Annotated in this window: 25 protein-coding genes; 6 read left to right on the top strand and 19 right to left on the bottom strand. The window is 35.1% G+C overall.

Annotated elements, in window-relative coordinates:
• Window position 1: 1 nt before the first annotated feature.
• The 3 genes from Q0Q99_RS02680 (at window position 2) to Q0Q99_RS02670 (ending at window position 3,006) form a co-directional block, all read left to right on the top strand.
• Window positions 2-901 (top strand): OmpA family protein, encoded by a 900-nt coding sequence (locus Q0Q99_RS02680; protein WP_293891034.1) that lies wholly within the window; start codon window positions 2-4, stop codon window positions 899-901.
• Window positions 901-1,671, top strand: coding sequence for an OmpA family protein (locus tag Q0Q99_RS02675; RefSeq protein WP_293891031.1), 771 nt, complete (start codon window positions 901-903; stop codon window positions 1,669-1,671). The genes Q0Q99_RS02680 and Q0Q99_RS02675 overlap by 1 nt, the downstream gene beginning before the upstream one ends.
• A gap of 135 nt (window positions 1,672-1,806) precedes the next feature.
• On the top strand, window positions 1,807-3,006 hold the full coding sequence (locus Q0Q99_RS02670; protein WP_293891028.1) for an AIR synthase related protein: 1,200 nt from the start codon (window positions 1,807-1,809) through the stop codon (window positions 3,004-3,006).
• A 4-nt stretch (window positions 3,007-3,010) separates the two neighbouring features.
• Here the strand turns inward: Q0Q99_RS02670 and Q0Q99_RS02665 are convergent, their stop codons facing one another.
• Both Q0Q99_RS02665 and Q0Q99_RS02660 read right to left on the bottom strand, forming a co-directional pair.
• Window positions 3,011-3,604, bottom strand: coding sequence for a hypothetical protein (locus tag Q0Q99_RS02665; RefSeq protein ID WP_293891025.1), 594 nt, complete (start codon window positions 3,602-3,604; stop codon window positions 3,011-3,013).
• Window positions 3,605-3,766: 162 nt separating this feature from the next.
• On the bottom strand, window positions 3,767-4,003 hold the full coding sequence (locus Q0Q99_RS02660; protein WP_293891022.1) for a hypothetical protein: 237 nt from the start codon (window positions 4,001-4,003) through the stop codon (window positions 3,767-3,769).
• 107 nt (window positions 4,004-4,110) lie between these two features.
• Between Q0Q99_RS02660 and Q0Q99_RS02655 the strand changes: the two genes are divergently transcribed.
• On the top strand, window positions 4,111-4,536 hold the full coding sequence (locus Q0Q99_RS02655; protein WP_293891019.1) for a hypothetical protein: 426 nt from the start codon (window positions 4,111-4,113) through the stop codon (window positions 4,534-4,536).
• Here the strand turns inward: Q0Q99_RS02655 and Q0Q99_RS02650 are convergent.
• The 8 genes from Q0Q99_RS02650 to Q0Q99_RS02615 form a co-directional block, all read right to left on the bottom strand.
• Window positions 4,529-4,804 carry an ATP-dependent Clp protease adaptor ClpS gene (locus tag Q0Q99_RS02650; protein ID WP_293891016.1) on the bottom strand — a complete coding sequence of 92 codons (276 nt, stop codon included), beginning with the start codon at window positions 4,802-4,804 and terminating at the stop codon, window positions 4,529-4,531. The two genes, Q0Q99_RS02655 and Q0Q99_RS02650, sit on opposite strands and share 8 nt — an antisense overlap.
• Window positions 4,805-4,841: 37 nt before the next feature.
• Window positions 4,842-5,675 (bottom strand): 50S ribosomal protein L11 methyltransferase, encoded by an 834-nt coding sequence (gene prmA / locus Q0Q99_RS02645; protein WP_293891013.1) that lies wholly within the window; start codon window positions 5,673-5,675, stop codon window positions 4,842-4,844.
• Between the two features lie 62 nt (window positions 5,676-5,737).
• Window positions 5,738-6,208, bottom strand: a complete 471-nt coding sequence (locus tag Q0Q99_RS02640) for a hypothetical protein (protein WP_293891010.1) — start codon at window positions 6,206-6,208, stop codon at window positions 5,738-5,740.
• A 148-nt stretch (window positions 6,209-6,356) separates the two neighbouring features.
• Complete coding sequence (gene tpiA / locus Q0Q99_RS02635; protein ID WP_293891008.1) at window positions 6,357-7,109, bottom strand: triose-phosphate isomerase; 753 nt, start codon at window positions 7,107-7,109, stop codon at window positions 6,357-6,359.
• Window positions 7,109-7,606, bottom strand: a complete 498-nt coding sequence (locus Q0Q99_RS02630; RefSeq protein WP_293891005.1) for a TlpA family protein disulfide reductase — start codon at window positions 7,604-7,606, stop codon at window positions 7,109-7,111. The genes tpiA and Q0Q99_RS02630 overlap by 1 nt, the downstream gene beginning before the upstream one ends.
• A gap of 30 nt (window positions 7,607-7,636) precedes the next feature.
• Window positions 7,637-7,945, bottom strand: a complete 309-nt coding sequence (locus Q0Q99_RS02625) for a hypothetical protein (protein ID WP_293891002.1) — start codon at window positions 7,943-7,945, stop codon at window positions 7,637-7,639.
• A gap of 44 nt (window positions 7,946-7,989) precedes the next feature.
• The gene (locus Q0Q99_RS02620; RefSeq protein ID WP_293890999.1) at window positions 7,990-9,087 is read right to left on the bottom strand and encodes a MauE/DoxX family redox-associated membrane protein; all 1,098 of its coding nucleotides are present in this window, start codon (window positions 9,085-9,087) and stop codon (window positions 7,990-7,992) included.
• Between the two features lie 35 nt (window positions 9,088-9,122).
• Window positions 9,123-9,665 (bottom strand): DUF1599 domain-containing protein, encoded by a 543-nt coding sequence (locus tag Q0Q99_RS02615; RefSeq protein WP_293890997.1) that lies wholly within the window; start codon window positions 9,663-9,665, stop codon window positions 9,123-9,125.
• A gap of 91 nt (window positions 9,666-9,756) precedes the next feature.
• Between Q0Q99_RS02615 and folP the strand changes: the two genes are divergently transcribed.
• Window positions 9,757-10,575, top strand: coding sequence for a dihydropteroate synthase (folP, locus tag Q0Q99_RS02610; protein WP_293890994.1), 819 nt, complete (start codon window positions 9,757-9,759; stop codon window positions 10,573-10,575).
• Complete coding sequence (locus Q0Q99_RS02605) at window positions 10,572-11,210, top strand: hypothetical protein (protein ID WP_293890991.1); 639 nt, start codon at window positions 10,572-10,574, stop codon at window positions 11,208-11,210. Before folP ends, Q0Q99_RS02605 begins: the two co-directional genes overlap by 4 nt.
• Here Q0Q99_RS02605 and rlmH read toward each other — a convergent pair.
• The 9 genes from rlmH to Q0Q99_RS02560 all read right to left on the bottom strand — a co-directional run bounded on the left by rlmH (window position 11,204) and on the right by Q0Q99_RS02560 (window position 21,125).
• Window positions 11,204-11,677 carry a 23S rRNA (pseudouridine(1915)-N(3))-methyltransferase RlmH gene (rlmH, locus tag Q0Q99_RS02600; protein ID WP_293890988.1) on the bottom strand — a complete coding sequence of 158 codons (474 nt, stop codon included), beginning with the start codon at window positions 11,675-11,677 and terminating at the stop codon, window positions 11,204-11,206. The two genes, Q0Q99_RS02605 and rlmH, sit on opposite strands and share 7 nt — an antisense overlap.
• 6 nt (window positions 11,678-11,683) lie before the next feature.
• Window positions 11,684-11,869: a hypothetical protein gene (locus tag Q0Q99_RS02595; RefSeq protein WP_293890985.1), complete on the bottom strand. Its 186-nt coding sequence runs from the start codon at window positions 11,867-11,869 to the stop codon at window positions 11,684-11,686.
• A 15-nt stretch (window positions 11,870-11,884) separates the two neighbouring features.
• Window positions 11,885-12,625: a shikimate dehydrogenase gene (locus Q0Q99_RS02590; RefSeq protein WP_293890982.1), complete on the bottom strand. Its 741-nt coding sequence runs from the start codon at window positions 12,623-12,625 to the stop codon at window positions 11,885-11,887.
• The gene (locus Q0Q99_RS02585) at window positions 12,626-14,026 is read right to left on the bottom strand and encodes a tetratricopeptide repeat protein (RefSeq protein WP_293890979.1); all 1,401 of its coding nucleotides are present in this window, start codon (window positions 14,024-14,026) and stop codon (window positions 12,626-12,628) included.
• Between the two features lie 84 nt (window positions 14,027-14,110).
• Window positions 14,111-15,313: an aspartate aminotransferase family protein gene (locus tag Q0Q99_RS02580; RefSeq protein ID WP_293890976.1), complete on the bottom strand. Its 1,203-nt coding sequence runs from the start codon at window positions 15,311-15,313 to the stop codon at window positions 14,111-14,113.
• Window positions 15,314-15,326: 13 nt separating this feature from the next.
• Window positions 15,327-15,572 (bottom strand): hypothetical protein, encoded by a 246-nt coding sequence (locus Q0Q99_RS02575; RefSeq protein WP_293890973.1) that lies wholly within the window; start codon window positions 15,570-15,572, stop codon window positions 15,327-15,329.
• Window positions 15,572-17,245, bottom strand: a complete 1,674-nt coding sequence (locus Q0Q99_RS02570; RefSeq protein WP_293890970.1) for an OstA-like protein — start codon at window positions 17,243-17,245, stop codon at window positions 15,572-15,574. Before Q0Q99_RS02570 ends, Q0Q99_RS02575 begins: the two co-directional genes overlap by 1 nt.
• A gap of 128 nt (window positions 17,246-17,373) precedes the next feature.
• Window positions 17,374-20,316 carry a leucine-rich repeat domain-containing protein gene (locus Q0Q99_RS02565; RefSeq protein WP_293890967.1) on the bottom strand — a complete coding sequence of 981 codons (2,943 nt, stop codon included), beginning with the start codon at window positions 20,314-20,316 and terminating at the stop codon, window positions 17,374-17,376.
• Between the two features lie 47 nt (window positions 20,317-20,363).
• Window positions 20,364-21,125 carry a LytTR family DNA-binding domain-containing protein gene (locus tag Q0Q99_RS02560; RefSeq protein WP_293890964.1) on the bottom strand — a complete coding sequence of 254 codons (762 nt, stop codon included), beginning with the start codon at window positions 21,123-21,125 and terminating at the stop codon, window positions 20,364-20,366.
• Between the last annotated feature and the right edge of the window lies 1 nt (window position 21,126).

Below are 21,126 nucleotides of genomic sequence, written 5' to 3'. Positions count from 1 at the left end.
TATGCGAAAAAATTACATACTTTGTATTTTACTATTTTCGTTATATGGGTTCAGCCAAAATAAACTTGATGTTTATTTTGACTTTAATAAAGATGTTCCCAATAAAGCATCACAAATTAAAATAAATCAATGGATTTTAGATAATAAAATGACCGAAATTACTAAAGTTCTAGGCTATTGCGATAGTATTGACGACAGTAAGTACAATAAAGATTTAGCCATGAGAAGAGTTAATGCAATGGTAGCAATTTTTAAAAATAACAACATAAAAATTGCTGATAAAGTAGTCTTGAAATCATTTGGCAAAGACTTTAAATCCTCCAAAAATCAAAGCGAGAACAGGAAAGTAGAAGTTTTTTATAATCTTAATGTTACTAAAACTGTTGATGTAAAAAATGTTGCAACACTACCTGATGGTCCTTTTGGGAGAAGGCAAGTTAAAGAAGTAATAGCAAAAGAGAAAGTAGAAGAGGACCTATTGAAAGCTGATATTGATGTTCTTGTCGAAGAAGAAAGGGCAACATTGGAAACAAAATTTCATAAAGCCAAAAAAGGAGATTTGGTCAGAATAAATAATATCAACTTTTATTATAATTCAGAAAGAGTAATGGATCAATCGCTGCCACTTTTAGATGAATTACTCGATATTATGATGAATAATCCAAACTTAACGATTGAAATACAAGGGCATATTTGCTGCAATCAAAATCCGAATGACACCAAATTATCCTATAGGAGAGCCTTGGTTATTTTAAAATATTTGACAAAATACGGAGTAGAAGTAAGTAGATTGGCATTTAGAGGCTACGGTAGCAACGATCCAGTTTATCGTTTGCCCGAAAAGAATGAAAAAGAACGGGCGGCCAATCGCAGAGTAGAAATTTTAATTGTAAATAAATAATGAAATTAAAAATTATCATATTGTTTTTTCTGGTTTCCCTTAAATCATTTGGACAAAAGCAAGTGGAAGTCTTTTTCGATTTTAATAAAGACTTTCCTAATCCAACTTCAATTTTAGAAATTAATGAATGGATTGCCAATAACAAAAACATTGAAATCACTAAATTATTGGGTTATTGCGATAGCATTGACACTAAGGATTACAATAAAAAATTAGCATTAAGGCGTATTGAAAATGTCCAGATTTTATTGGACAAAAGCGGATTGAAATTCAATAAAGATCTAGAAAAAATAGCTTTTGGTAAAGATTTCAAACAGTCCAGAGTTCAGGCTGAGAATAGAAAGGTAACTGTTTTCTACAATGAACCTTTGCTTTTACCCGTTGAAAGTGAACTTACAAAAAAAATAAAAAGCTCTAAAGTTGGCGAACTAATTACGTTACCCAACATTTATTTCTTTAATAATTCGGCACGAATTGTTCCCAAGTCACAACCAACACTAATTGATTTGCGCTGCGCGATGGAAGAAAATCCAAAACTGAAAATCGAAATACAGGGGCACATTTGTTGCCAGACTTTTGGAGATAAAAACGATGTTTCCACAGCACGTGCCCGAGCCATTTATAATTATTTGCTACGAAGCAAAATTGACAGAAAGCGAATGACTTTCAAGGGATATGGAACTACAAGACCAATTCATCCCATTCCTGAAAAAAATGAGCAGGAAGAAAATGAAAATAGACGTGTAGAGATACTGATTGTTGAGAAATAATTATCCAAAATTCGTAATTGCTTCGCCAATTCTCAAAATTAATTGGAATTAATTTTGTTCGTGTCCTAATTCTTATTACTATCTTTGCGACACAACTTTACCCTAAGCCTGTCGAAGGGCAACCAACTACTACACATGAGTTCCGATAACAGTCAACGTTACAATCTTCGTGGAGTTTCGGCTTCAAAAGAAGATGTTCACAACGCTATTAAAAATATCGACAAAGGATTATTTCCAAAAGCATTTTGTAAAATTGTTCCCGATTATCTCACCAATGATGAAGATTATTGCTTGATAATGCACGCTGATGGTGCCGGAACAAAATCGTCTTTGGCCTACTTATATTGGAAAGAAACTGGGGATATTTCCGTTTGGAAAGGCATTGCGCAGGATGCGTTGATTATGAATATTGACGATTTGCTTTGTGTTGGTGCCACTGATAATATCCTGCTATCTTCTACAATTGGAAGAAACAAAAACCTGATTCCCGCGGAAGTTATTTCTGCCATTATCAACGGAACCGAAGAATTGATTGCCGAACTGAAAACCTTTGGTGTAACGATTCATTCCACCGGTGGTGAAACCGCCGATGTTGGCGATTTAGTTCGAACAATAATTGTCGACTCCACCGTTACCGCAAGAATGAAACGGAGCGATGTGATTGACAATGCCAATATAAAAGCTGGTGATGTGATTGTTGGATTGGCTTCTTTCGGTCAGGCCAAATATGAGAGAACCTATAACGGCGGAATGGGAAGCAACGGACTGACATCGGCACGACATGATGTTTTTGCCAAATATCTTGCCGATAAATATCCTGAAAGTTTTGACAGTTCTGTGCCAAATGATTTAGTGTATTCCGGAAATACAAAACTGACTGATCAAGTGAAGAATTCTCCAATTGATGCCGGAAAATTAGTGTTGTCACCAACGCGGACTTATGCACCAATTATCAAAACCATCTTACGCAAATATACTCCAAAAGACATTCACGGAATGGTTCACTGTTCGGGTGGAGCGCAAACAAAGGTGCTACATTTTGTGGACAATGTCCATGTGATAAAAGATAATTTATTTCCTGTGCCACCATTATTCAAACTCATCCAGGTGCAATCCAAAACAGATTGGAAGGAAATGTATCAGGTTTTTAATTGTGGCCACAGAATGGAATTATATGTTCCTACTGGAATTGCCAATGATCTTATAGAAATCTCTAAATCTTTTGGTGTTGATGCCCAAATTGTCGGAAGGGTTGAAGCCATAAGCTCTGATTTGCATCAGAACAGGACTAAAAAACTCACTATAGAAAGTGAGTTTGGAAAGTTTGAATATTAGATACTTATTTCAGAATCCTAAAGTTTAATTTAAATTGTTTTTTTTCCAGGAGCAAAAACCAGTCGATAAATAATAGTGCGCAAATAAACAATAAACTGAGTACTAAACCGGTAATTGACTTCCATGATAAAAGTTGATTCATTGTATCACCAACATTTTCAGAAGCAAATTTCCCAAGATGAACCGCAACGGCATCACTTATGAATTTGCCAATAAAGAATGCAGGAATGATTTGGATTGGTTTTATCCGTGCCATTCCTCCTGCTAAAAACAATGGAGTCGTGGGCAACGGCAATAACGAATATCCCAGAATAATAGCCTGGCTTTTCCAACCTTTTTCAGTTAATTTTTTGCCTAGAAACTGAACTTCCTTATTCTTTTTTGGTTTGAAGATTTTATCAGACAACAAGGGAATATATAATGTAAGCACGTATCTTCCTAAAATAGAACCTGCGACACCCACTACCGTTACTGCCCAAGGATTAAGGTTATACATTATTTGCAGAGGAATCATAACTGAAAACGCAGGAGGAAACGGAATGGGAACTACGTCAAATACAAAAGCTCCTGCAAAAACTAATAAATACTGCCACCACATTGTTAGTTAGCTATTAATTGCAACTTCATTACTGCCTAGCTAAATTGCCTCTTTTTTTAAAATTAAGCGTTATACAAATTTTAGAATAATTTGTATGATTTAGCGTAACTGTTAGTTGGAATGAAATTGTTTAATTCTAGAAAAGCCGTAATCATCGATAGCTTATAATTTTTTAATAAACAAACTAATTGAAATTATATACAAAGGATTTGCCAGCCAAATAAACCATTCTAATATCCCTCCGCCAAATAGGGCAACACTACCGACGGTTAAATATTGCCATGATCTAACAGGATCAACTATATCATAATCAATGGTAACTACATATTGCGTCAGTGAAATACTAAACACAATTACACTCAGTGCGACTGTTAATGTTTGTATTTGATTTGATTTCATAAAATAAATTATTAATTATAATTTAACTTTGCAAAATAAGTCATTACTAATTTATGCTTTTTTTCTTATTAATTTAAATATTTACGAATTTTTATTATAAAAAAATTATGACTATTAACTTAAAAAATGGTGTCGACAAATTGCTTTTTGGAATGAAACAAAAAGATGTTGAGCTGCTGTACGGTAAGCCCAGCAAACAATACAGCGATGAGGATGATAATGTTATTTGTTTGTACAACGAACAAAAATTGAGTCTAACCTTTTATAAAGATGAAGGTTTTCGTTTGGGGTATATTATTTGTTCACATGCGGAAGCCACCATTTTGGATAAAAAAGTTGTTGGAAGAAATATAGAAACGATAAAAACGGAACTGCCTTTTAAATCATGGACAAAAGAAGAATTTGACACGACTGAAAATCACTTCAATGAAAGCAATTGGCTAATTCTTCAATCAGAATATGATGATATAATTCGGATTGAAATTGGTGCGATTATAAACGACAAGGATGAGTTTGACTGGAAATTTAAATAATTTCTGCGCTCAAGCCTGCATCCAAAAGTTGGATACACTGAGGTTTTAATTCATCCAAAGAACCTGTTTTTACGGTACATTTACCTTTATAGTGAACTAAAATTGCGCATTGTTCTGCTTGTTCCGATGTATGATTACAAACATGGATCAATGTGTCAATCACATGGTCAAAAGTGTTGACGTCATCGTTATATAATACGATTTCGTTGTTAATTCCAATTTGTTCTTCGACTAAAACGTCTTCTTGAACTTTTTCAATAGTACTCATTTTTGTTCTCTTTTGCCTGCTCTGAAAATAGTTGCAATTAATTTACATATTTCAAAGAAACCCATTTATTTTTTTCAATTTTTTTAACAAAAGCCAACCCTTTTTCGGTACATGATTCGTTAATAAATGGTATGTCATCATTGTAAAATCCGCTTAACAAAAGGATACCGTTTTTGTTTAAACAATCAACGTATACCTGCATATCGTCTAGCAAAATGTTGCGATTGATATTGGCAATAATCAAATCGTAATTTCTTCCTTTAAGCAAAGAAGCGTTGCCTTCATAAACGGATATTTCATGACAATTATTGCGTTCGGCATTTTCGACGGAATTCAAATAACACCAATTGTCAATATCAATTGCATCAATAGGTTTTGCGCCTTTCATTTCGGCAAGAATAGCTAAAATAGCTGTTCCGCACCCCATATCTAACGTTTTCATATTTGTAACATCAATTTCTAAAAGATGCTGAATCATCATGTGTGTAGTTTCGTGATGACCCGTTCCGAAACTCATTTTAGGCTCAATAATAATATCGAATTCAGCATTTGTTTTTGGATGAAAAGGTGCGCGTACGTGACATTTTCCATCTACATCGATGGCTTCAAAGTTTTTTTCCCATTCTTCGTTCCAATTGACCTGGTCAATTTCTTCGATTGTGTAGGAAATAGTGAACTCAGGAGAATGTAGCAAATAAATATCATCTAGTATGTCTTTATTACAAAGGTTTTTTTGAATATATGCGCTAAAACCTTGTTCAGTTTCAATAAAACTTTCAAAAGGCTTTTCTCCCAACTCTGCAATTAAAATTTCAGAGCCAAGTTCTTTTGGTACAACCGAAAAATGATACCCTAAATAAATATTGGACATTGTTTGTTTTTTGCAAAGGTAACAATCGCTAACTTTACATAAAAGTCATTTAGGCAAAAAAATTAATCGTCAGTTTTGGCAACTGTTTTTAAACTGGCATTTGGAATTTCGTCTGGAGTTACACTAAAGATCATTAACTTACTGTAGCGTTTTCCCTCAGCATCATAAAGATAGGTGATGGTATTTTCTTTTGGATTATAAACTAGTTTTGCCTTCATAAATTTGGAACGTAATAACCATGTTCCTTCTACTTCACTCGTTTGTGAGAACTCAACGATAGAGCCATGATGCAGTCGCACCTGACCATTGTCAATCATACTAATGACAATATAGCCATTAGTTTTTGAGCCCATTTCACGAATATCAATAACAGAGTTTTCATATTCTGTCTCTTTCAATTCATATTTTTCGAACTCCGTGTTCCAAGTATAGTATTTTCTCGATTCGGATTGAAACCGTTTCTGAGAATCAATTTGTGCGTAGGTACTCATTGAGAATAAAAGCACAAGATATAGGGCGAATCTTGTTTTCATTTAATTTTGACTTTAAATTAGATTGTAAAAATAAAAGTAAAGTTTGATTAAATGCAAAAAAAATCGTTAAAATGCAGTATATGAACATAAATTATAAAAAAAACCTTTCAAATTAATTAAAAGATTTTTCACAATAACATTACTTTTCTTATATCGAATTAACAATTGACGCAAAGTCGATCGCTTTTAATGCTGCGCCTCCAATCAATCCGCCGTCAACATCTGGTTTCGAGAAAATTTCTTTCGCATTATCCGGTTTTACACTGCCGCCATAAAGAATGGAAACATCTTCGGCAACATTGCTTCCAAAACGCTGCCTAACAGTTTCCCTTATAAATCGGTGCATTTCCTGTACTTGTTCAGGTGAAGCAGTTTCACCAGTTCCAATAGCCCAAACGGGTTCATAAGCTAAGATAATCTGTTCCCAATCTTTATCCTTAATATGAAATAAACCATCACGCAATTGGTTTTCCACCACATTGAAGTGTTGGTTATTCTGCCGGTCTTTTAATTCTTCTCCAAAACAAAAAATTACCGTCATATTATGTTTTAAAGCTGTTGTTACTTTGTCAGCCAAAATAAAATCAGTTTCATGAAAAAAAGCACGTCGTTCAGAATGACCGATGATGACAATATTGACTCCAATACTTTTAAGCATGTCTGCCGAAATTTCGCCAGTATAAGCGCCACTTTCAAACTGACTCATATTTTGGGCGGCAACAGCGATATTGGTAAATTCTAAATGATCAACTGCTGAGGCAAGGTTAATAAATGTGGGCGCCACAATAATCTGTACTTCAACATCATGAGGTAATTTGTCGATTAATTCGTTTAATAAATCTTCTGTTTCTTCTGCATTTTTGTGCATTTTCCAATTACCCGCAACGATTTGTTGTCTCATTATTCTAGTTTTTTTAATTGCTCGTCAATTTTAGCGAAATCGGTTTCAATAGCACGATAAATAACTATTTTCCCCTTTTTATCAAGAATGATGTATCTCGGAATCCAATCTAAATTTATCGATTTTCCAAATGCACCTTTCATTCCGTCAGTTGCCCAATAATGGTCACCTTTTAATTCGTGTTTTTCAATTCCGGCCTGCCATTTATCAAAAGCCTTATCCATGGAAATGAACACATAGTCAACATTTGGATGGTTTGTCTGCATTTCTTTTACATTTGGCATAGCTTTGACACAATCTCCACACCATGAAGCCCAAACTTCAATCACGGTAACTTTTCCGCTATGTTTTTTTAAAATTTTCTTAAATGAAATTTCAGTGTTTTCCGGAGTAATTAATTTTTTGGATAATGCTTTTTTTGAAAATGTATCATTGTGAACGGTTGAAAATGCATACGCAACAACTATTGCCAATATGCAGAGGATTATTTTTTTCATAGTTTCTTTATTGAATTGGGGACGAACGAATTAATCGGAATCGGTTTCTTTTTTTTGATCTTTCAGATAAAATAACTTATGTTTTTTTCTTCGACGATCGCGTCTTTCTTGTTGCTTTTTATAATCATAAAGATATTTTATAATCATAAGAACACCAATTACTGAAGAAAATACGAGCGCACTTCCGATTAGTATATAAACAGTATTTCCTAATGGCGGATCTTCCATTGTAGAGATGTACTCCAAAACATAATAACCCAAAATAAATACAACAAAACAACCGGCAATACCCATAAATACTCGTTGACGTAATCTTGTTGACATTATATATTTAAGCATAATCTAAAATTTATATTAAAAATAGTAAAAAGATACAAAACAAATTATTTTTTTAATTCGGAAAATGGTTTGTTAATCAATTTTTGATAGTCAACCGGGTCAAATTTATTATCAGTTATGCCATAATAATATTTATATTCATTTCCGTTCCATAAATATTTTACACCGGGTGTGTCTTTTCCAGAACCTAAAACTTTCCAAAAAGGAATAACCTCGATTATTTTGTATGGGTATTCAGCACCGGCAAATTTAAAAAAGTCCGGAATTAAATCAGCTTCTTCGTTCATAAAGATAATAGAAATTTCGGGAAAGTTTTTATCTTTTTGACGCAATTCTGTCAATTCTTTTGCCGCAACACGACAATGGTCACAGCCTGGCACAAAAAAACAAAGTGTTTTTCTACCGGTATCAATTTTAGAAAAATATTGAGTATAACCTGATTTGTGCTTTGCAGGTTCATTGATTTCTTTTACAACGGTTTTTATGTCCTCAACTTTCTTTATAGTATCTTTTGAAATTAATATTACTGAAGTGTCAATTGTTGCCGCCTGAATGGTATCATTGATTGTTTCTTCCGGTGTTGCTAGCTCAAAGCTACTTGCCGGTGGGTGTATTGGAGCCAACATAAAGATAGCTAAAATGGAGGCAAAAAGAATAGTGGTTAAAACCCAAAAATTTCCCTCTTTAGCTTCTTTAGGTAACAAAACAAACAGATAAGCCAAGAGTCCGGCAGCTACTATATTTTTGATAATAGCCTGAATGGGTGTCATTGGTAAAAGTTCTCCGAAACAACCACAGTTTCCGCTATTTCCACCACTTAAAAAAGTCACATAACTCAAATGACCAATAAATACCAATAATAGCAAGATGGTAACCGGAATAAGAAACTTTCTTAAATAGTTTTTCTGCAGCAATAATAGTCCCAATGCTAATTCAATACCGATAAGTGTTCGGGAAAAATAAGGAGCAAAGCTTTCAGAAAAGCCCATTGGATACAATTGCTTAACTTCAAAAGTTGAAATCGCAAAATAAGGTGAATCCAATAAATGCCCTTTAGACAATTTTGCCAAAGCAGAAACAATAAAAAGAAATGCTACAACAATTCTCAGCGTCCAGGCAATATAATTTTTTGATGTTTTCATAGTATACTTTTGTCACCCTGATTGCCGCCGCAGGGTTATTGTCCAAATTTCATTAAAATCAAAGCAAAAACGGAGTAATTTATCATGTCCTGATAATTAGCATCAATACCTTCAGAAACCAACGTTTTTCCTTTATTGTCTTCTATTTGCTTTACGCGAAGTAACTTTTGCAGAATCAAATCGGTCAACGAACTCACACGCATTTCGCGCCAAGCTTCACCATAATCATGGTTTTTGTCTTCCATTAGTGATTTTGTAGCTGCAATTTTTTCATCGTATAACTGAATAGCTTTAGCCGAATCTAAATCGGGTTGATCTACCACGCCTAAATCAAGTTGAATCAATGCTATGATTGAATAATTAATAATCCCAATGAATTCGCCGGTTTCGTCTTCGTCAATCTTGCGAATGTCGTTTTGTTGCAAACTTCTGATGCGTTGGGCTTTGATGAATATCTGGTCGGTTAATGATGGTAATCTCAAGATTCTCCATGCGCTTCCATAATCTGTCATTTTGTTGGCGTAAAGCTGTCGGCAAATTGCGATAACCTTATCATATTCTTGAGAGGTTTTACTCATTTCAATGTATCTTTGTATCAAATTTCACCAAAAGTAAAGAATAAAGATTGAAGTACAAAGTACTAAATCTTATAACTATCTTAAAAAACCAATGACCATTAATTGCCTCGGAAAACTAATCGATTTAGCGCCTCCCAAAGTGATGGGAATACTCAATGTTACACCAAATTCGTTTTTCGATGGTGGCAAATATTCAGATGAAAAAAGCCTACTTTCCCAAGTTGAAAAAATGCTTTTAGAAGGCGCAACTTTTATAGATATTGGTGCCTATTCGAGCAAACCAAGTGCTGAATTTGTTTCGGAAGATGATGAAATTCGGCGGTTAGTTCCGGTAATACAACTAGTTTTAAAAAAATTTCCTGAAACCTTGATTTCTGTTGATACTTTTCGTGCCAAAATAGCTAAGGCGGGAATTGAAAATGGCGCCTGTATCATCAACGATATTTCGGCAGGAAGTTTGGATTCGACAATGATGCAAACCGTCGCCGAACTGCAGGTTCCATATGTTATGATGCACATGAAAGGAAATCCGCAAACGATGCAGAATTTGGCAATATATGAAACCATCGTTAAAGAAATGCTATTCTATTTTTCTAAGAAAATCGCATTGGCGCGAAGTCTCGGAATCAACGATTTGCTTATAGATCCGGGTTTTGGTTTTGCCAAAACAAAAGATCAAAATTTTGAAGTGATGAATAATTTAGAATTGTTTCAAATGCTTGAACTGCCAATACTAGTTGGTGTTTCACGCAAATCAATGATATATAAAACCTTAGAAACTTCAGCGGATTTTGCGCTAAATGGCACAACGGTTCTGAATGCTATTGCGTTGCAGAAAGGAGCTAATATCCTTAGAGTACATGATGTGAAAGAAGCAATGGAAGCTATAAAATTAGTAGCGCAATTATGAAAAAAATCGTTGTTTTGGGATTAGCGTTTGTTTTGTTTTGTTTGGCCAGTTCCTTGGTGCTTGTGTCCTGTCAAAATAAGAAGGTATTATTGCCGCATGCAAACGAGACAATCACAGCAGATGTGAAAAATCAGTCTTCCGTTTATTTCTTTTTTAAGACCGAAGAAAAAGATACTCTAATCGAAGTTAACCAAAGTAATTTATTGAGTTCCGGCAATCGGGTTTTCAATATTGACAGACGTTTGTCATTGCGGAAAGTTATTATGGAAATCAAAAGGCTACAGGATAAAAAAGAAGCTTCGGAAAATTATTTTAGTTATACCGACACGATTAAGAAAGCCATAGCTTTTTTGCCTTTTACGAAAGTTAAATACAAACTTGAAAAACCCGATTTTAATGTCGTATATTTTTACTTAGACCGAAATGATTTGGTGCATTTTAAGGATGAAGTTTTTTCAAAAAATGAGCTGCTGACCTTTTTGAATAAAAAATCTGTAGCCGCTTCAGTCATTGTCTTTGCTTATGATAAAGGAATGTCATTTGAAAAATATATTGAGTATCAATTTTTTATAAAAAACTTGCACATTAATCAGAAAGGGATTGTCATAAATACAAACAGCGAATACATTTATTGATGATGATATGGTTCGTTTGATAAAATTGTAAATCCACGATACAACTGTTCTATAAAAAATACCCGCACCATCTGATGCGAAAATGTCATCAGTGACAGCGAAATTTTTCCTTGTGCTTTTTGATAGATTTCAGCGTTAAAACCATATGGGCCGCCAATTACAAATACCAAAGTTTTTACTCCGGAATTCATTTTCTTCTGCAAATAATCTGAAAAACCAACGCTGGAAAAAGTTATTCCATTTTCATCTAATAAAATCAATTGATCGGTTGGTGTAAGTTTGGACAAAATCAGTTCCCCTTCCTTTTCCTTCTGCTGGGATTCAGAAAGATTTTTAACATTTTTAATATCCGGGATAATTTCTAAATCAAACTTTACATAGAACGACAGCCGTTTTGCGTAATCATCAAGTAATGATTGCAACGCTTTGTTGTCGGTTTTGCCAATTGCTAAAAGTTTTATATTCATAAACCTTTATTTTTCTTTATTACGAATACCTTCCGCAATTTCTTTAACCAATAATCCGAATAGCATTCCGATAACAAAAATGGATAAAAACTGGATAGTCCGGATATTTTCATTTCCGTGAATCCGGCTGAAATTCCCAATTGAAAGTATAAGTAATACTGCCAAAACAATTCTTCTTCTGTTTGATTTCATAATTCAATAGTTTGATTATTTATTCCAAATCTTCCAGGCTTTCTCCGCCTGAAGGACCAACATTTCGTATCCGTTTTTAGTAACTGCACCTTTCTTTTTAGCTTTTTTCAAAAACTGTGTTTCTTCAGGATTATATATCAAATCAAATGCAATATGCTTTTCGGTAAAAAAATTATAAGGAATGGGAGGAAATTCTTTGGTATTTGGACTAGTTCCAACAGGCGTACAATTGATAATGATTTGGTAATTGTCAAAAGTCGTAGCGTTTATTCGGTCATAATCAATCATGCCTTCTTTTTCTTCACGACTAACAAAAGTGTAAAGAATTCCGAGTTGGTTCAATGCAAAGGAGACAGCTTTGGCGGCGCCACCGGTTCCCAGAATTAAAGCTTTTGTATGATGAGGTTGTAATAATGGTTCCAGAGATTTCATAAAACCAAAATAGTCGGAATTGTACCCTTTCAAATTCCCTTTTTTTGTAACACGAATAACATTCACAGCGCCAATTTGAGCTGCGGTTTTGGAAAGTTTATGCAAATAAGGAATTACACTTTCTTTATATGGAATGGTAACATTTAAACCTTTTAAATCTGGGTTATTTGCAATAAGAGGTGGAAATTCTTTAATGATATTAACATCGAAATTCTCATAAGAGCAATCGGCTAAATTTCCTAAAGCAAATTTATCAATGAAGTACTTCTTTGAAAAGGAATAGCTTATGTTTTTACCAAGTAAGCCAAATTGTCTTCGCGACATTTATTCCGGTTTTTTGTGTTTAGCGATATATTCCTGAACAGGTTCTCTATCCCAAACTGTTGGGAACAATTCTTTTATAATAGTGTTGTGTTTAAAATTGAGACGCAAACCATTGCTTAAATGATAGTTTCCTTTTTCCTCTTCGTTCAAAAGCATATGAAAACCTGCCATGCGGTATTCAATTTCATAGTCATCCGGAAAGTATTCTGCAGCTTGGATTAGAGTCAGGATAGCGTTGTTATATTCGCCCATTATCTGCATAATGTCAACCCAAAACAACCATGTATCTAACTGGTAGTCGCCAAATTCAATAGCTTTTCGATAGCCAAATTCGGCTTCTTCAAAATGATCCATTGCTTTATTAATAGTAGCATAACGTTTCCAATACAGACGATTTTGGTCGTCAATAGCCAACGCTTTGTTTACAAAATACAATGCTTTTTGATAATTTTTTTGGCGAACATAAAAATCAGTAATTGCAATCCAGCCTTTATCTAACAATGGATCTTCGTGTACGGTTTTGTTGAAATATTTTAGTGCCTGTACCTTGTTTCCCAGTTTTTCATAACATTTTCCAATTCGCAACAAGGCGTATGATGTGGGATCATCTAACTCGATAGTTTTGTTATAGCTTTCAATAGCGTCGTCATAGCGTTTCAGTCGCTCTAATGCCTTGCCTTTTTCCATGTAAGCACCAACAAATTCCTCATCTACATATGTAGCAAATTCAAATGAACGCACTGCATTGTCATAGTCTTTTACACCATAATACAGTCTTCCTGATTGATGCCAGGCAATTTCACTATATGGATTTCTGTCAATATATGTTTTAAGATATTCAATTGCTTCCAGGTTTTGATCCAAAAATTCAAAGCAATACACTACGTTATACAAGGCAGATTGATCTTCAAAATCTTCTTCCAGACATTTGATGAAGTTTTCTTTTGCCAATTCCAAATTATCTAAAAAAAGATATTCCATGCCAATAAGGTTATAAACGTCGGCATAGTCTTCGGTAAATTTCAAGGCAGTTTTTAAAAACTCCACCGCTTTTTCGTGGTCGTCTCTTTTGGAATAAATATTCGCTTTTTGGATAAAGATTTCTTCGTTTGTTGGTTCGATAGCGTATAATTCGTTGAGCAATTTTTCTGCTTGATCGAGTTTGTCATCGTAAACCAACATTTCTACCTGAACAAGTTTTAAGCCAGTAGATTTTGGGTGTTGTTCCAATCCTAATTTTAAGGCTTTCTTCGCCAGAGTGGCTTTTCCCATATCGAGGTAATGCAGAATGATTTCCTCGAATTCCTCTGAGTCGAAAAATAACACTTTGTTGGTTTTCAACATCGATTCAAATTTCGACAGGGATAAGTTGTAATCTTCTTCGTCGTGATCTAGGTGCATAACAGTAGGTTTAAAATTATCCTTAATAAAATTAGATAAATGGGGAGCTTTTTTTAATGAATGCTGATTATTGTTGTAAACAATTTAATTAACAATTATAGGTATCTCATTCATTATCTCATCCATAGCTTCAATAATGATGCCACAGCCTTCTCTAATTTCCTCTTCGGAAATAGTTAATGGAGGGGTAATTCTGACAGCGCAACCTTCAAAAAGCAACCAGAATAATAGTAACCCTTTTTCCTGACATTTGAAGATTACCTTATTTGTAATACCCGCATCTTCTGTGATTGCTGCCAGCATTAATCCGCGACCTCTGATTTCCACTATTAAAGGATGTACCAAAAGTTCCCGGAATAGTTTTTCTTTTGCAATCGATTCTTTCACGTAATCCTTTGCCAGGATTTCTTCCAAAGTTGCTAAACATGCTGCCGCAATGACAGGATGACCGCCAAAAGTGGTAATATGTCCCAGCTTCGGATCATGGCTTAATAAGTCCATGTGTTTTGAGTTACCAACAAAACCGCCAACAGGCATTCCGCCCGCCATTCCTTTTCCTATTATAATTACGTCGGGAACAACATTATAGTTTTCAAAACCGAAGAGTTTTCCGGTTCGTCCGAATCCTGGTTGGATTTCATCCAGAATCAGTAAGGCACCAACTTCTTCGCAACGTTTTTTAACTTTGGCCAAGAAATCATTTTGAGGTTCAATAAAACCCGCACCGCCTTGAATAGTTTCGATAATGATTCCGGCGGTTTTGGTTGTTATTTTTTGAATGTCGTCTTCATTATTGAATGTGATAAAATCAACATCGGGAATTAATGGCCGGAAGATTTGTTTGCGTTCTTCAAATCCCATCACGCTCATCGAACCCATCGTATTACCATGATACGCATTATGACATGATATTAATTGGCTTCTTCCGGTAACACGACGAACCAGTTTTAATGCGCCTTCGCAGGCTTCTGTTCCGGAATTCACTAAATAAACTTTGTTTAAACTCGGAGGTAAATTGGCCACCAATAATTTGCAATAGGCAACAGCAGGATGTTGCGCATATTCGCCATATACCATCACGTGAGAATATTTATCCAATTGGTCTTTGATAGCCTGATTTACCTTTGGATGCTGATGTCCTAAACTTGTCGCCGAAACCCCAGCTACAAAATCTAAGTATTTTTTGTTATTAGTATCGTATATATAAGAGCCTACAGCATGTGAAATTTCCATGCCCAAAGGATATGGCGAAGTTTGCGCTTGGTATTTTAAAAAATCTTCCTTCAACTTATGTTGTTGATTATTCGTTTAGTTGGTAATTTGTAACTGCATTGCAATTGGAACACCAGTTAAATTGTTCTTCCTGACTTTGTAAAAAGGTCTTCGTTTTTTCATTACAATTTTCACAAACTTCTTCATCATTTTCATTCTCAAATATTTGCAGCGGGCAGGCATTGCAACTCCAAACCGTTATATTGGGCAATACTTCGCTAACATACCAGGTGAAAGCATCTTGTTTACATTTTGGACATAGTTGCGTAACCATTATTTCACCATTGGTTTAGCTTCGCTCCGTTCAGTCTTCGGCTTCAGGTTCTTCTTATCGTAATCCAAAGTTTCTTTACTTGGCTTCAGCGGAACATTTTCTTTATCCATTTCGGCTTTAAGTTCAGTCTGAATCTTAGCATCAAGTTCATTTTCTTCGGGAGGAAAAATGTCGTCTTTAGATTTTATCCGTTCATCGGCGCGCCAAACAAAACCACGAAGTTTTCTGGCATTTTCGGGCAATTCTTTCTCTGGAAAGATATCTCCGTCAGGATTGTCAAATATGGTTATGGTTTCAATAGTGTTTTTGTCTAAAATCAAATTGATTTTGCTGCCCACGCTTTTGTTAATACCAATAAGTTCATGCTGGTCATTACGCAGGTAATAAATGACTTCGGTATTTTTAATAATATCAACCTCGCTAAGTTTGTTTTCCTTGAATTTTCCGTAAAGGTTTTGTCCTTTCACCTGATTGTATCCTATTCCAATCGTATCTTTCGATACTAGAAAAGCGTTGTTGAGTACTTTGAGCGAATCCAGTTTTTCGGTTCTGTTATTGCCAATAAGATGCATGACATCTCCGGTCATCTGATTGTCATAATTCCAAAGTACGGGTCTGCCAATGAGTTTCGTTAAAGCGTTCTTTTGGTCTGAATGTATCGAATCACATTTGCCGCTCATATCCGTTTTGTAAAAACGAACGTTATTGAAAGCGCGAATAATTCGTTCACCGGTTTTTCCTGTAATCAACATTTTCTTTCCGTGAATGTACATCGAATCGTTTTCTACCAACGAAATGGCAACCGCTCTTTTGGTAATCATCATTGAATCCCGTTCCGTTTTAAGATTCCGATAAATTTCGGCATAATGACCTTTGATAACACCTTTATTTATAGAATCCGTAATCTTTACATTATTGGTTGCCGAAGCATATTCCCGGTTTCTGTCGTAATACAAACTGTCGCCTTCAATCCTTCGGTCTTTGTATTTGATGTACGACTTTCGAAGGAAATAGGCAAAGTTCTTCTTAGTATCATAAAATCCTTTTTCGGTATAAATAAAATTTTCTTTACTCGTTATGGTTGACGGGCCAAATAAATAGGAGTGACCCGAGTTGGTATAATAATCCAAATGATTGGACTTGATAACATATTTGGGATTGGTAATCGTGACAGCCGTGACAAACTTAAACCTCTTTTCGTTAGCAAAATATTTTCCTGATTTACTTTTCAGCGTGTTTTCTTTGTTTGTAATGGTTCCGTTTGAGTTGTAAAATGCTTCCTGAGTATTTCTGTCAAAGTTTATGGTATCGGTAACCAATGTCGATTCGGGTGAACGCATCACTACATTTCCGGTCGCATAGGCCTTTTTGACTTCACCATTATATTCGGCGTATTTGCTGTTTAGAAAAAGGGTATCGCCTTGTACCATCTGAACTTCTCCGAAAGCTTTGAGGTAGTTTTCCTTTTGGAAAAAATAGGCCTTGTTGCAAGTAAAAATCACACCTTCGTGATTTACCCTAACGTTTCCCTGAAGCAAAGCTGCATCTGGAAACTGCGCTTCATCTACATCAAAATGATCTGCATGTTCAACAACTATTTTGGAAGATTTTTGCGCATTTATAGTGGTTAATGAAAAGAGCAATAATCCGATGTAAAAAAGTAACTTTTTCAATGAAAATATATTTAGGCCAAATTTATGAAATTAGGGCCAACGAAAGCGGTTATTAAGAATTATTTATCAAATGGAAAAGCGCAAACCATTTTCAGATTTACGCTTTTCACTTAATTAACTTTTACTTTTTACTCCTTCACTATTTTTTCTACTTTACTTCCTTTATCAGAAGTAATTTTGATGAAATATACACCGTTTGATTTGTCTGAAATATCGAAGGAAACTTGATTATTATTGGCTAAATCAGTTTCTAATAATCTTCCCTGAATATCATATAAGGCTACCGACTGAATAGTAAAATTGCAACTGATGTTGATTATTGTATGTGCCGGATTGGGATAAACCCTCACACTATTATCAAATTCGTGAATCGGATTATTCAGCGTAGCGAAGGTTGTCAGGGCGTCATTAGTAGTGATAGGCGCATTATAATCGAAATAGATCTTCGCGGATTTGCTTACATAATCACCGTTTACCAGGTCGTCTTTTGATTTTATTTTAAATAAAACATCGCCATGTCCGCCTACCGGAGGTCCTCCGCTTGCAGCGGCAAGATTAATATTTTCGAAAACAAATTCAACAATATTCCCGGTTATTTTTATATACGATGGGTATGAGGTTCCTAAAACCTGTAACGAATTGATGTCATATTTGGTGGTGTCAATGACATCTTTTACCACTACATTTTCCGCAGCATAATTCCCGGTATTTTCAAAAGTTATCCCATAGTGAAGGAATTTGCCAATTTCTGTTACAGGAAGTGTGTCACCTTCTAAACAGATAATTGCATTCGGGTCAAAAGAGCCCACTACGGTTTGATGTAGCGTAAATGCATTATCGTCCCAATTTTCATCTGTAGTAATATCAATAAATGAAGTGAAAGTCAATATATCTCCAATATTTACAGGAGGCGTATCGGTTGGTGCGTTTAGATGTAAAGTTACTAACACACTTCCGCTTTGAAAGGGCTGCAGGTTCAAGATGGTCCACAAAATATGCCCACTCGTAGTCAACGTTGGCACCGCCGAAGAGGAAACTAAATCTAATATCGCGTCGTCAAAATTAAAATTTAGATACACATCAGCGGTTGTGTTTCCTTTGTTTTTGTAAACTAATTTATAGACAGCATTAAATCCGGGGCGGGCGGTTGTTAACGGCTGAATAACCATTTCAACATCAGAATGAGAACCGTTCGGAGTGAGACAGAAATTTTGTGTTACCGTATTATTGTTGTTATCTGCAAAAGGAATTGTTGCAGTATCAGGGCTGAAAGTAAACCATGCCGGGTTTTCAATCTCAGGTGTGATAGTGAAATTGCCTGCCTGGGTATAAAATTTATAATTCCCTGTAGTACCTGTAAAAGTAGCTCCTTGGGTAGTACCTTCATTAATATTCATTCTAATGTTGGGCTGAGTTGGATCGTTGGCGTCACAACCATTATTATCATGATCAAAAGTAATCACTCCAGTAATCGTGTTGTAGTTACCACCGGGTACAAAAGAGCAATACGAGTTTAAAACTACGTTACCATTATTGACATTAGTACTTTGAACTAAAATTTGTTGTGCTTGAGCCAGTTCTCCTTCATCGGCACAAACAAAAGCCAAATTCGGATTCTCATCCCAATAATAGACGTTGGTTAGGAGTTGAGGGAAGCCATTTTTAATGTTTATAGAGAGCAAATTATTATAACCACAACCCAATGCATTAAATGAAGGGTTCCCAGAAAAATCAAGGGAAATCAATTGATTGTGGCCGCAAAATACATTTTCTAAAGACGTTAATCCAGTAAAGTCAACTGAAGTCAGTTGATTAAAGTTAAAATCCAACCATCTCAAAGAGGTATTGCTCGTTAGTACCAAGTTCGTTAATAAATTATTATAACAATATAAATACTGAAGCTGAGTCAATCCACTAGTATCTAGAGAACTAAGTTGATTGTGATTACAATATAAAGTTTGAAGTTGTGTCATTTCGCTTACATTTATAGATGGCAATTGATTATAACCTAATGATAAGGAATTCAAACTTACTAAACCTGTAAGCATTAAAGTGCTTAATTGATTAGAAGAAGCTTCAAGAGTAATAAGATTGTTTAAGCCACTAACCGTTAGACTAGGCAATAAGTTTCCAAATACATTTAAAGTTTGCAAGCTAGTTAAGCCCGTAACATCAATGTTTGTAAGTTCGTTTATAGCAGTAAATAGGCTTTGAAGGTTTGTTAATCCACCAACATTGATAGAGGTCAAATGATTTGAGCTACAATCTAAATATTGGAGACTGGGTACTGAGCTAATATTTAAACTAGTAATTGTGTTACCTGCACATATAAGTGTTTTTAGACTTGGTACGTTCGCAAAAAGAAAGTTAGCATTTTGGTTATTACTCCAATCTAAATATTCCAGATTGGTAAGGTTGCTCACATCTACATTGGATATAATATTATAACTACAAACTAACTTTTTCAAATTGGTTAACGGAGCGACGTTAAGTGAGGACATTTGGTTGCTGCTGCAGTTCAAATCTTCCAGATTAGTCAAAGTAGCTACAGCTATTCCTCCGGTCAACCAATTGTGGTCACAGTTTAAAAATTTCAGATTGGTCATGCTAGTCAAATTCAGACTGGTAATATGATTATAAGAACAATCTAAATGCTTCAGCGACGTTAGGCTGTTCAAGTCCAAACTTGGCATATCATTATTGTAAACTTTGAGTGTGTCCAAACTAACATTATTTAAGTTTATAGCATTCAGACTTGTATTAAAACCTGCATCTATTGATTTTAAATTGGGGAGGTTGCTTAAGTTTATGGCGGTTAATTGGTTGTTTGGACATTTCAGAATAGTAACATTTGAAAAAGCTTCAAAACCGGTTAAATCCGAAATGGAGGAACCACTTATATTTAACACTGAGGTAGCAGCCAATGCTTCCGAAACCTGAATTTGCCCGTCGGCATTCGTGTCAATGCCAAGATAAATTAACCGGTTCTTAAAATTAGCATCGGGAATATTTACAATCTGCGCACTCATAATGCCTGTATACAGTAACATTACAATTAGAATATTTTTCATGGTTAGGGATTTTATATTGTTTGATTTCATAATTGTTTTTTTCAGTTTTAAAGTGCTTTAATCAGTTCCTGCAATTTTTCTTTTTTGCTCTGCGCAATAGGAATGTTGGTATTGTCGGCCATAATCACATAACCTCCATCCGATTTTATATAAGATTTCAAATAGGAAAGATTAATCAAATGCGACTGATGCACTCTTTCAAATCCATGCTCCGTCAGCAGTTCTTCATATTCCTTTAGCGTTCTCGATATAAGTACGGGTTTGTGGTTTTTGATAAAAAACTCCGTATAATTTACTTTCGCTTCACATCGGATAATATCCGATACTTCAAAAAGATGAATACCATCACTCGTTGACAGTGCAATCCGCTTAAAATTATCTACTTTCTTTCGGATGTTTTCCAAAAGCAAATCGATGTGCTCAAAGGAGTTTGACTTGCTTGCCACTTGTTTGATTTTGTTAATGGTGTGTTGTAGTTCTTCAGGATCGACAGGCTTGAGGATAAAATCCAAAGCTGAAAATTTAAACGCTTTTACGGCATACTGCTCGTGGGCAGTAATGAAAACTATATGTGCATTGGCCTTATTGTTATTCAGGGCAATCCGCTCCAAAATATCAAAACCGGTTCCATCCGACAGATGAATGTCGAGAAAGATAACCTGCGGTTTCAATTTCTCAATGGTAACAATTCCGGTTTTTACACTTTCGGCTTCACCAATAATGGCAATATCATCGGTATAGCGCTCCAAAAGGGCTTTTAACCCTTTGCGAAGGTGCTTGTCGTCGTCTATTAAAATGGCTGTTATCATA

The sequence above is a fragment of the Flavobacterium sp. genome, from assembly GCF_025352425.1.
GTDB lineage: Bacteria > Bacteroidota > Bacteroidia > Flavobacteriales > Flavobacteriaceae > Flavobacterium.
This window is presented reverse-complemented; position numbering and strand designations above follow the sequence as displayed.

Bases quoted from the DNA above. Each gene is read 5' to 3' on its own strand.
- Q0Q99_RS02680 (WP_293891034.1), top strand. From the start codon at position 2: ATGCGAAAAAATTACATACTTTGTATTTTACTATTTTCGTTATATGGG.
- Q0Q99_RS02665 (WP_293891025.1), bottom strand. From the start codon at position 3,604: ATGTGGTGGCAGTATTTATTAGTTTTTGCAGGAGCTTTTGTATTTGAC.
- tpiA (WP_293891008.1), bottom strand. From the start codon at position 7,109: ATGAGACAACAAATCGTTGCGGGTAATTGGAAAATGCACAAAAATGCA.
- Q0Q99_RS02595 (WP_293890985.1), bottom strand. From the start codon at position 11,869: ATGAAATCAAACAGAAGAAGAATTGTTTTGGCAGTATTACTTATACTT.
- Q0Q99_RS02670 (WP_293891028.1), top strand. From the start codon at position 1,807: ATGAGTTCCGATAACAGTCAACGTTACAATCTTCGTGGAGTTTCGGCT.
- Q0Q99_RS02620 (WP_293890999.1), bottom strand. From the start codon at position 9,087: ATGAAAACATCAAAAAATTATATTGCCTGGACGCTGAGAATTGTTGTA.
- Q0Q99_RS02560 (WP_293890964.1), bottom strand. From the start codon at position 21,125: ATGATAACAGCCATTTTAATAGACGACGACAAGCACCTTCGCAAAGGG.
- Q0Q99_RS02675 (WP_293891031.1), top strand. From the start codon at position 901: ATGAAATTAAAAATTATCATATTGTTTTTTCTGGTTTCCCTTAAATCA.
- Q0Q99_RS02590 (WP_293890982.1), bottom strand. From the start codon at position 12,625: ATGTCGCGAAGACAATTTGGCTTACTTGGTAAAAACATAAGCTATTCC.
- folP (WP_293890994.1), top strand. From the start codon at position 9,757: ATGACCATTAATTGCCTCGGAAAACTAATCGATTTAGCGCCTCCCAAA.
- Q0Q99_RS02655 (WP_293891019.1), top strand. From the start codon at position 4,111: ATGACTATTAACTTAAAAAATGGTGTCGACAAATTGCTTTTTGGAATG.
- Q0Q99_RS02630 (WP_293891005.1), bottom strand. From the start codon at position 7,606: ATGAAAAAAATAATCCTCTGCATATTGGCAATAGTTGTTGCGTATGCA.
- Q0Q99_RS02575 (WP_293890973.1), bottom strand. From the start codon at position 15,572: ATGGTTACGCAACTATGTCCAAAATGTAAACAAGATGCTTTCACCTGG.
- rlmH (WP_293890988.1), bottom strand. From the start codon at position 11,677: ATGAATATAAAACTTTTAGCAATTGGCAAAACCGACAACAAAGCGTTG.
- Q0Q99_RS02640 (WP_293891010.1), bottom strand. From the start codon at position 6,208: ATGAAAACAAGATTCGCCCTATATCTTGTGCTTTTATTCTCAATGAGT.
- Q0Q99_RS02585 (WP_293890979.1), bottom strand. From the start codon at position 14,026: ATGCACCTAGATCACGACGAAGAAGATTACAACTTATCCCTGTCGAAA.
- Q0Q99_RS02615 (WP_293890997.1), bottom strand. From the start codon at position 9,665: ATGAGTAAAACCTCTCAAGAATATGATAAGGTTATCGCAATTTGCCGA.
- Q0Q99_RS02650 (WP_293891016.1), bottom strand. From the start codon at position 4,804: ATGAGTACTATTGAAAAAGTTCAAGAAGACGTTTTAGTCGAAGAACAA.
- prmA (WP_293891013.1), bottom strand. From the start codon at position 5,675: ATGTCCAATATTTATTTAGGGTATCATTTTTCGGTTGTACCAAAAGAA.
- Q0Q99_RS02625 (WP_293891002.1), bottom strand. From the start codon at position 7,945: ATGCTTAAATATATAATGTCAACAAGATTACGTCAACGAGTATTTATG.
- Q0Q99_RS02605 (WP_293890991.1), top strand. From the start codon at position 10,572: ATGAAAAAAATCGTTGTTTTGGGATTAGCGTTTGTTTTGTTTTGTTTG.
- Q0Q99_RS02565 (WP_293890967.1), bottom strand. From the start codon at position 20,316: ATGAAAAATATTCTAATTGTAATGTTACTGTATACAGGCATTATGAGT.
- Q0Q99_RS02660 (WP_293891022.1), bottom strand. From the start codon at position 4,003: ATGAAATCAAATCAAATACAAACATTAACAGTCGCACTGAGTGTAATT.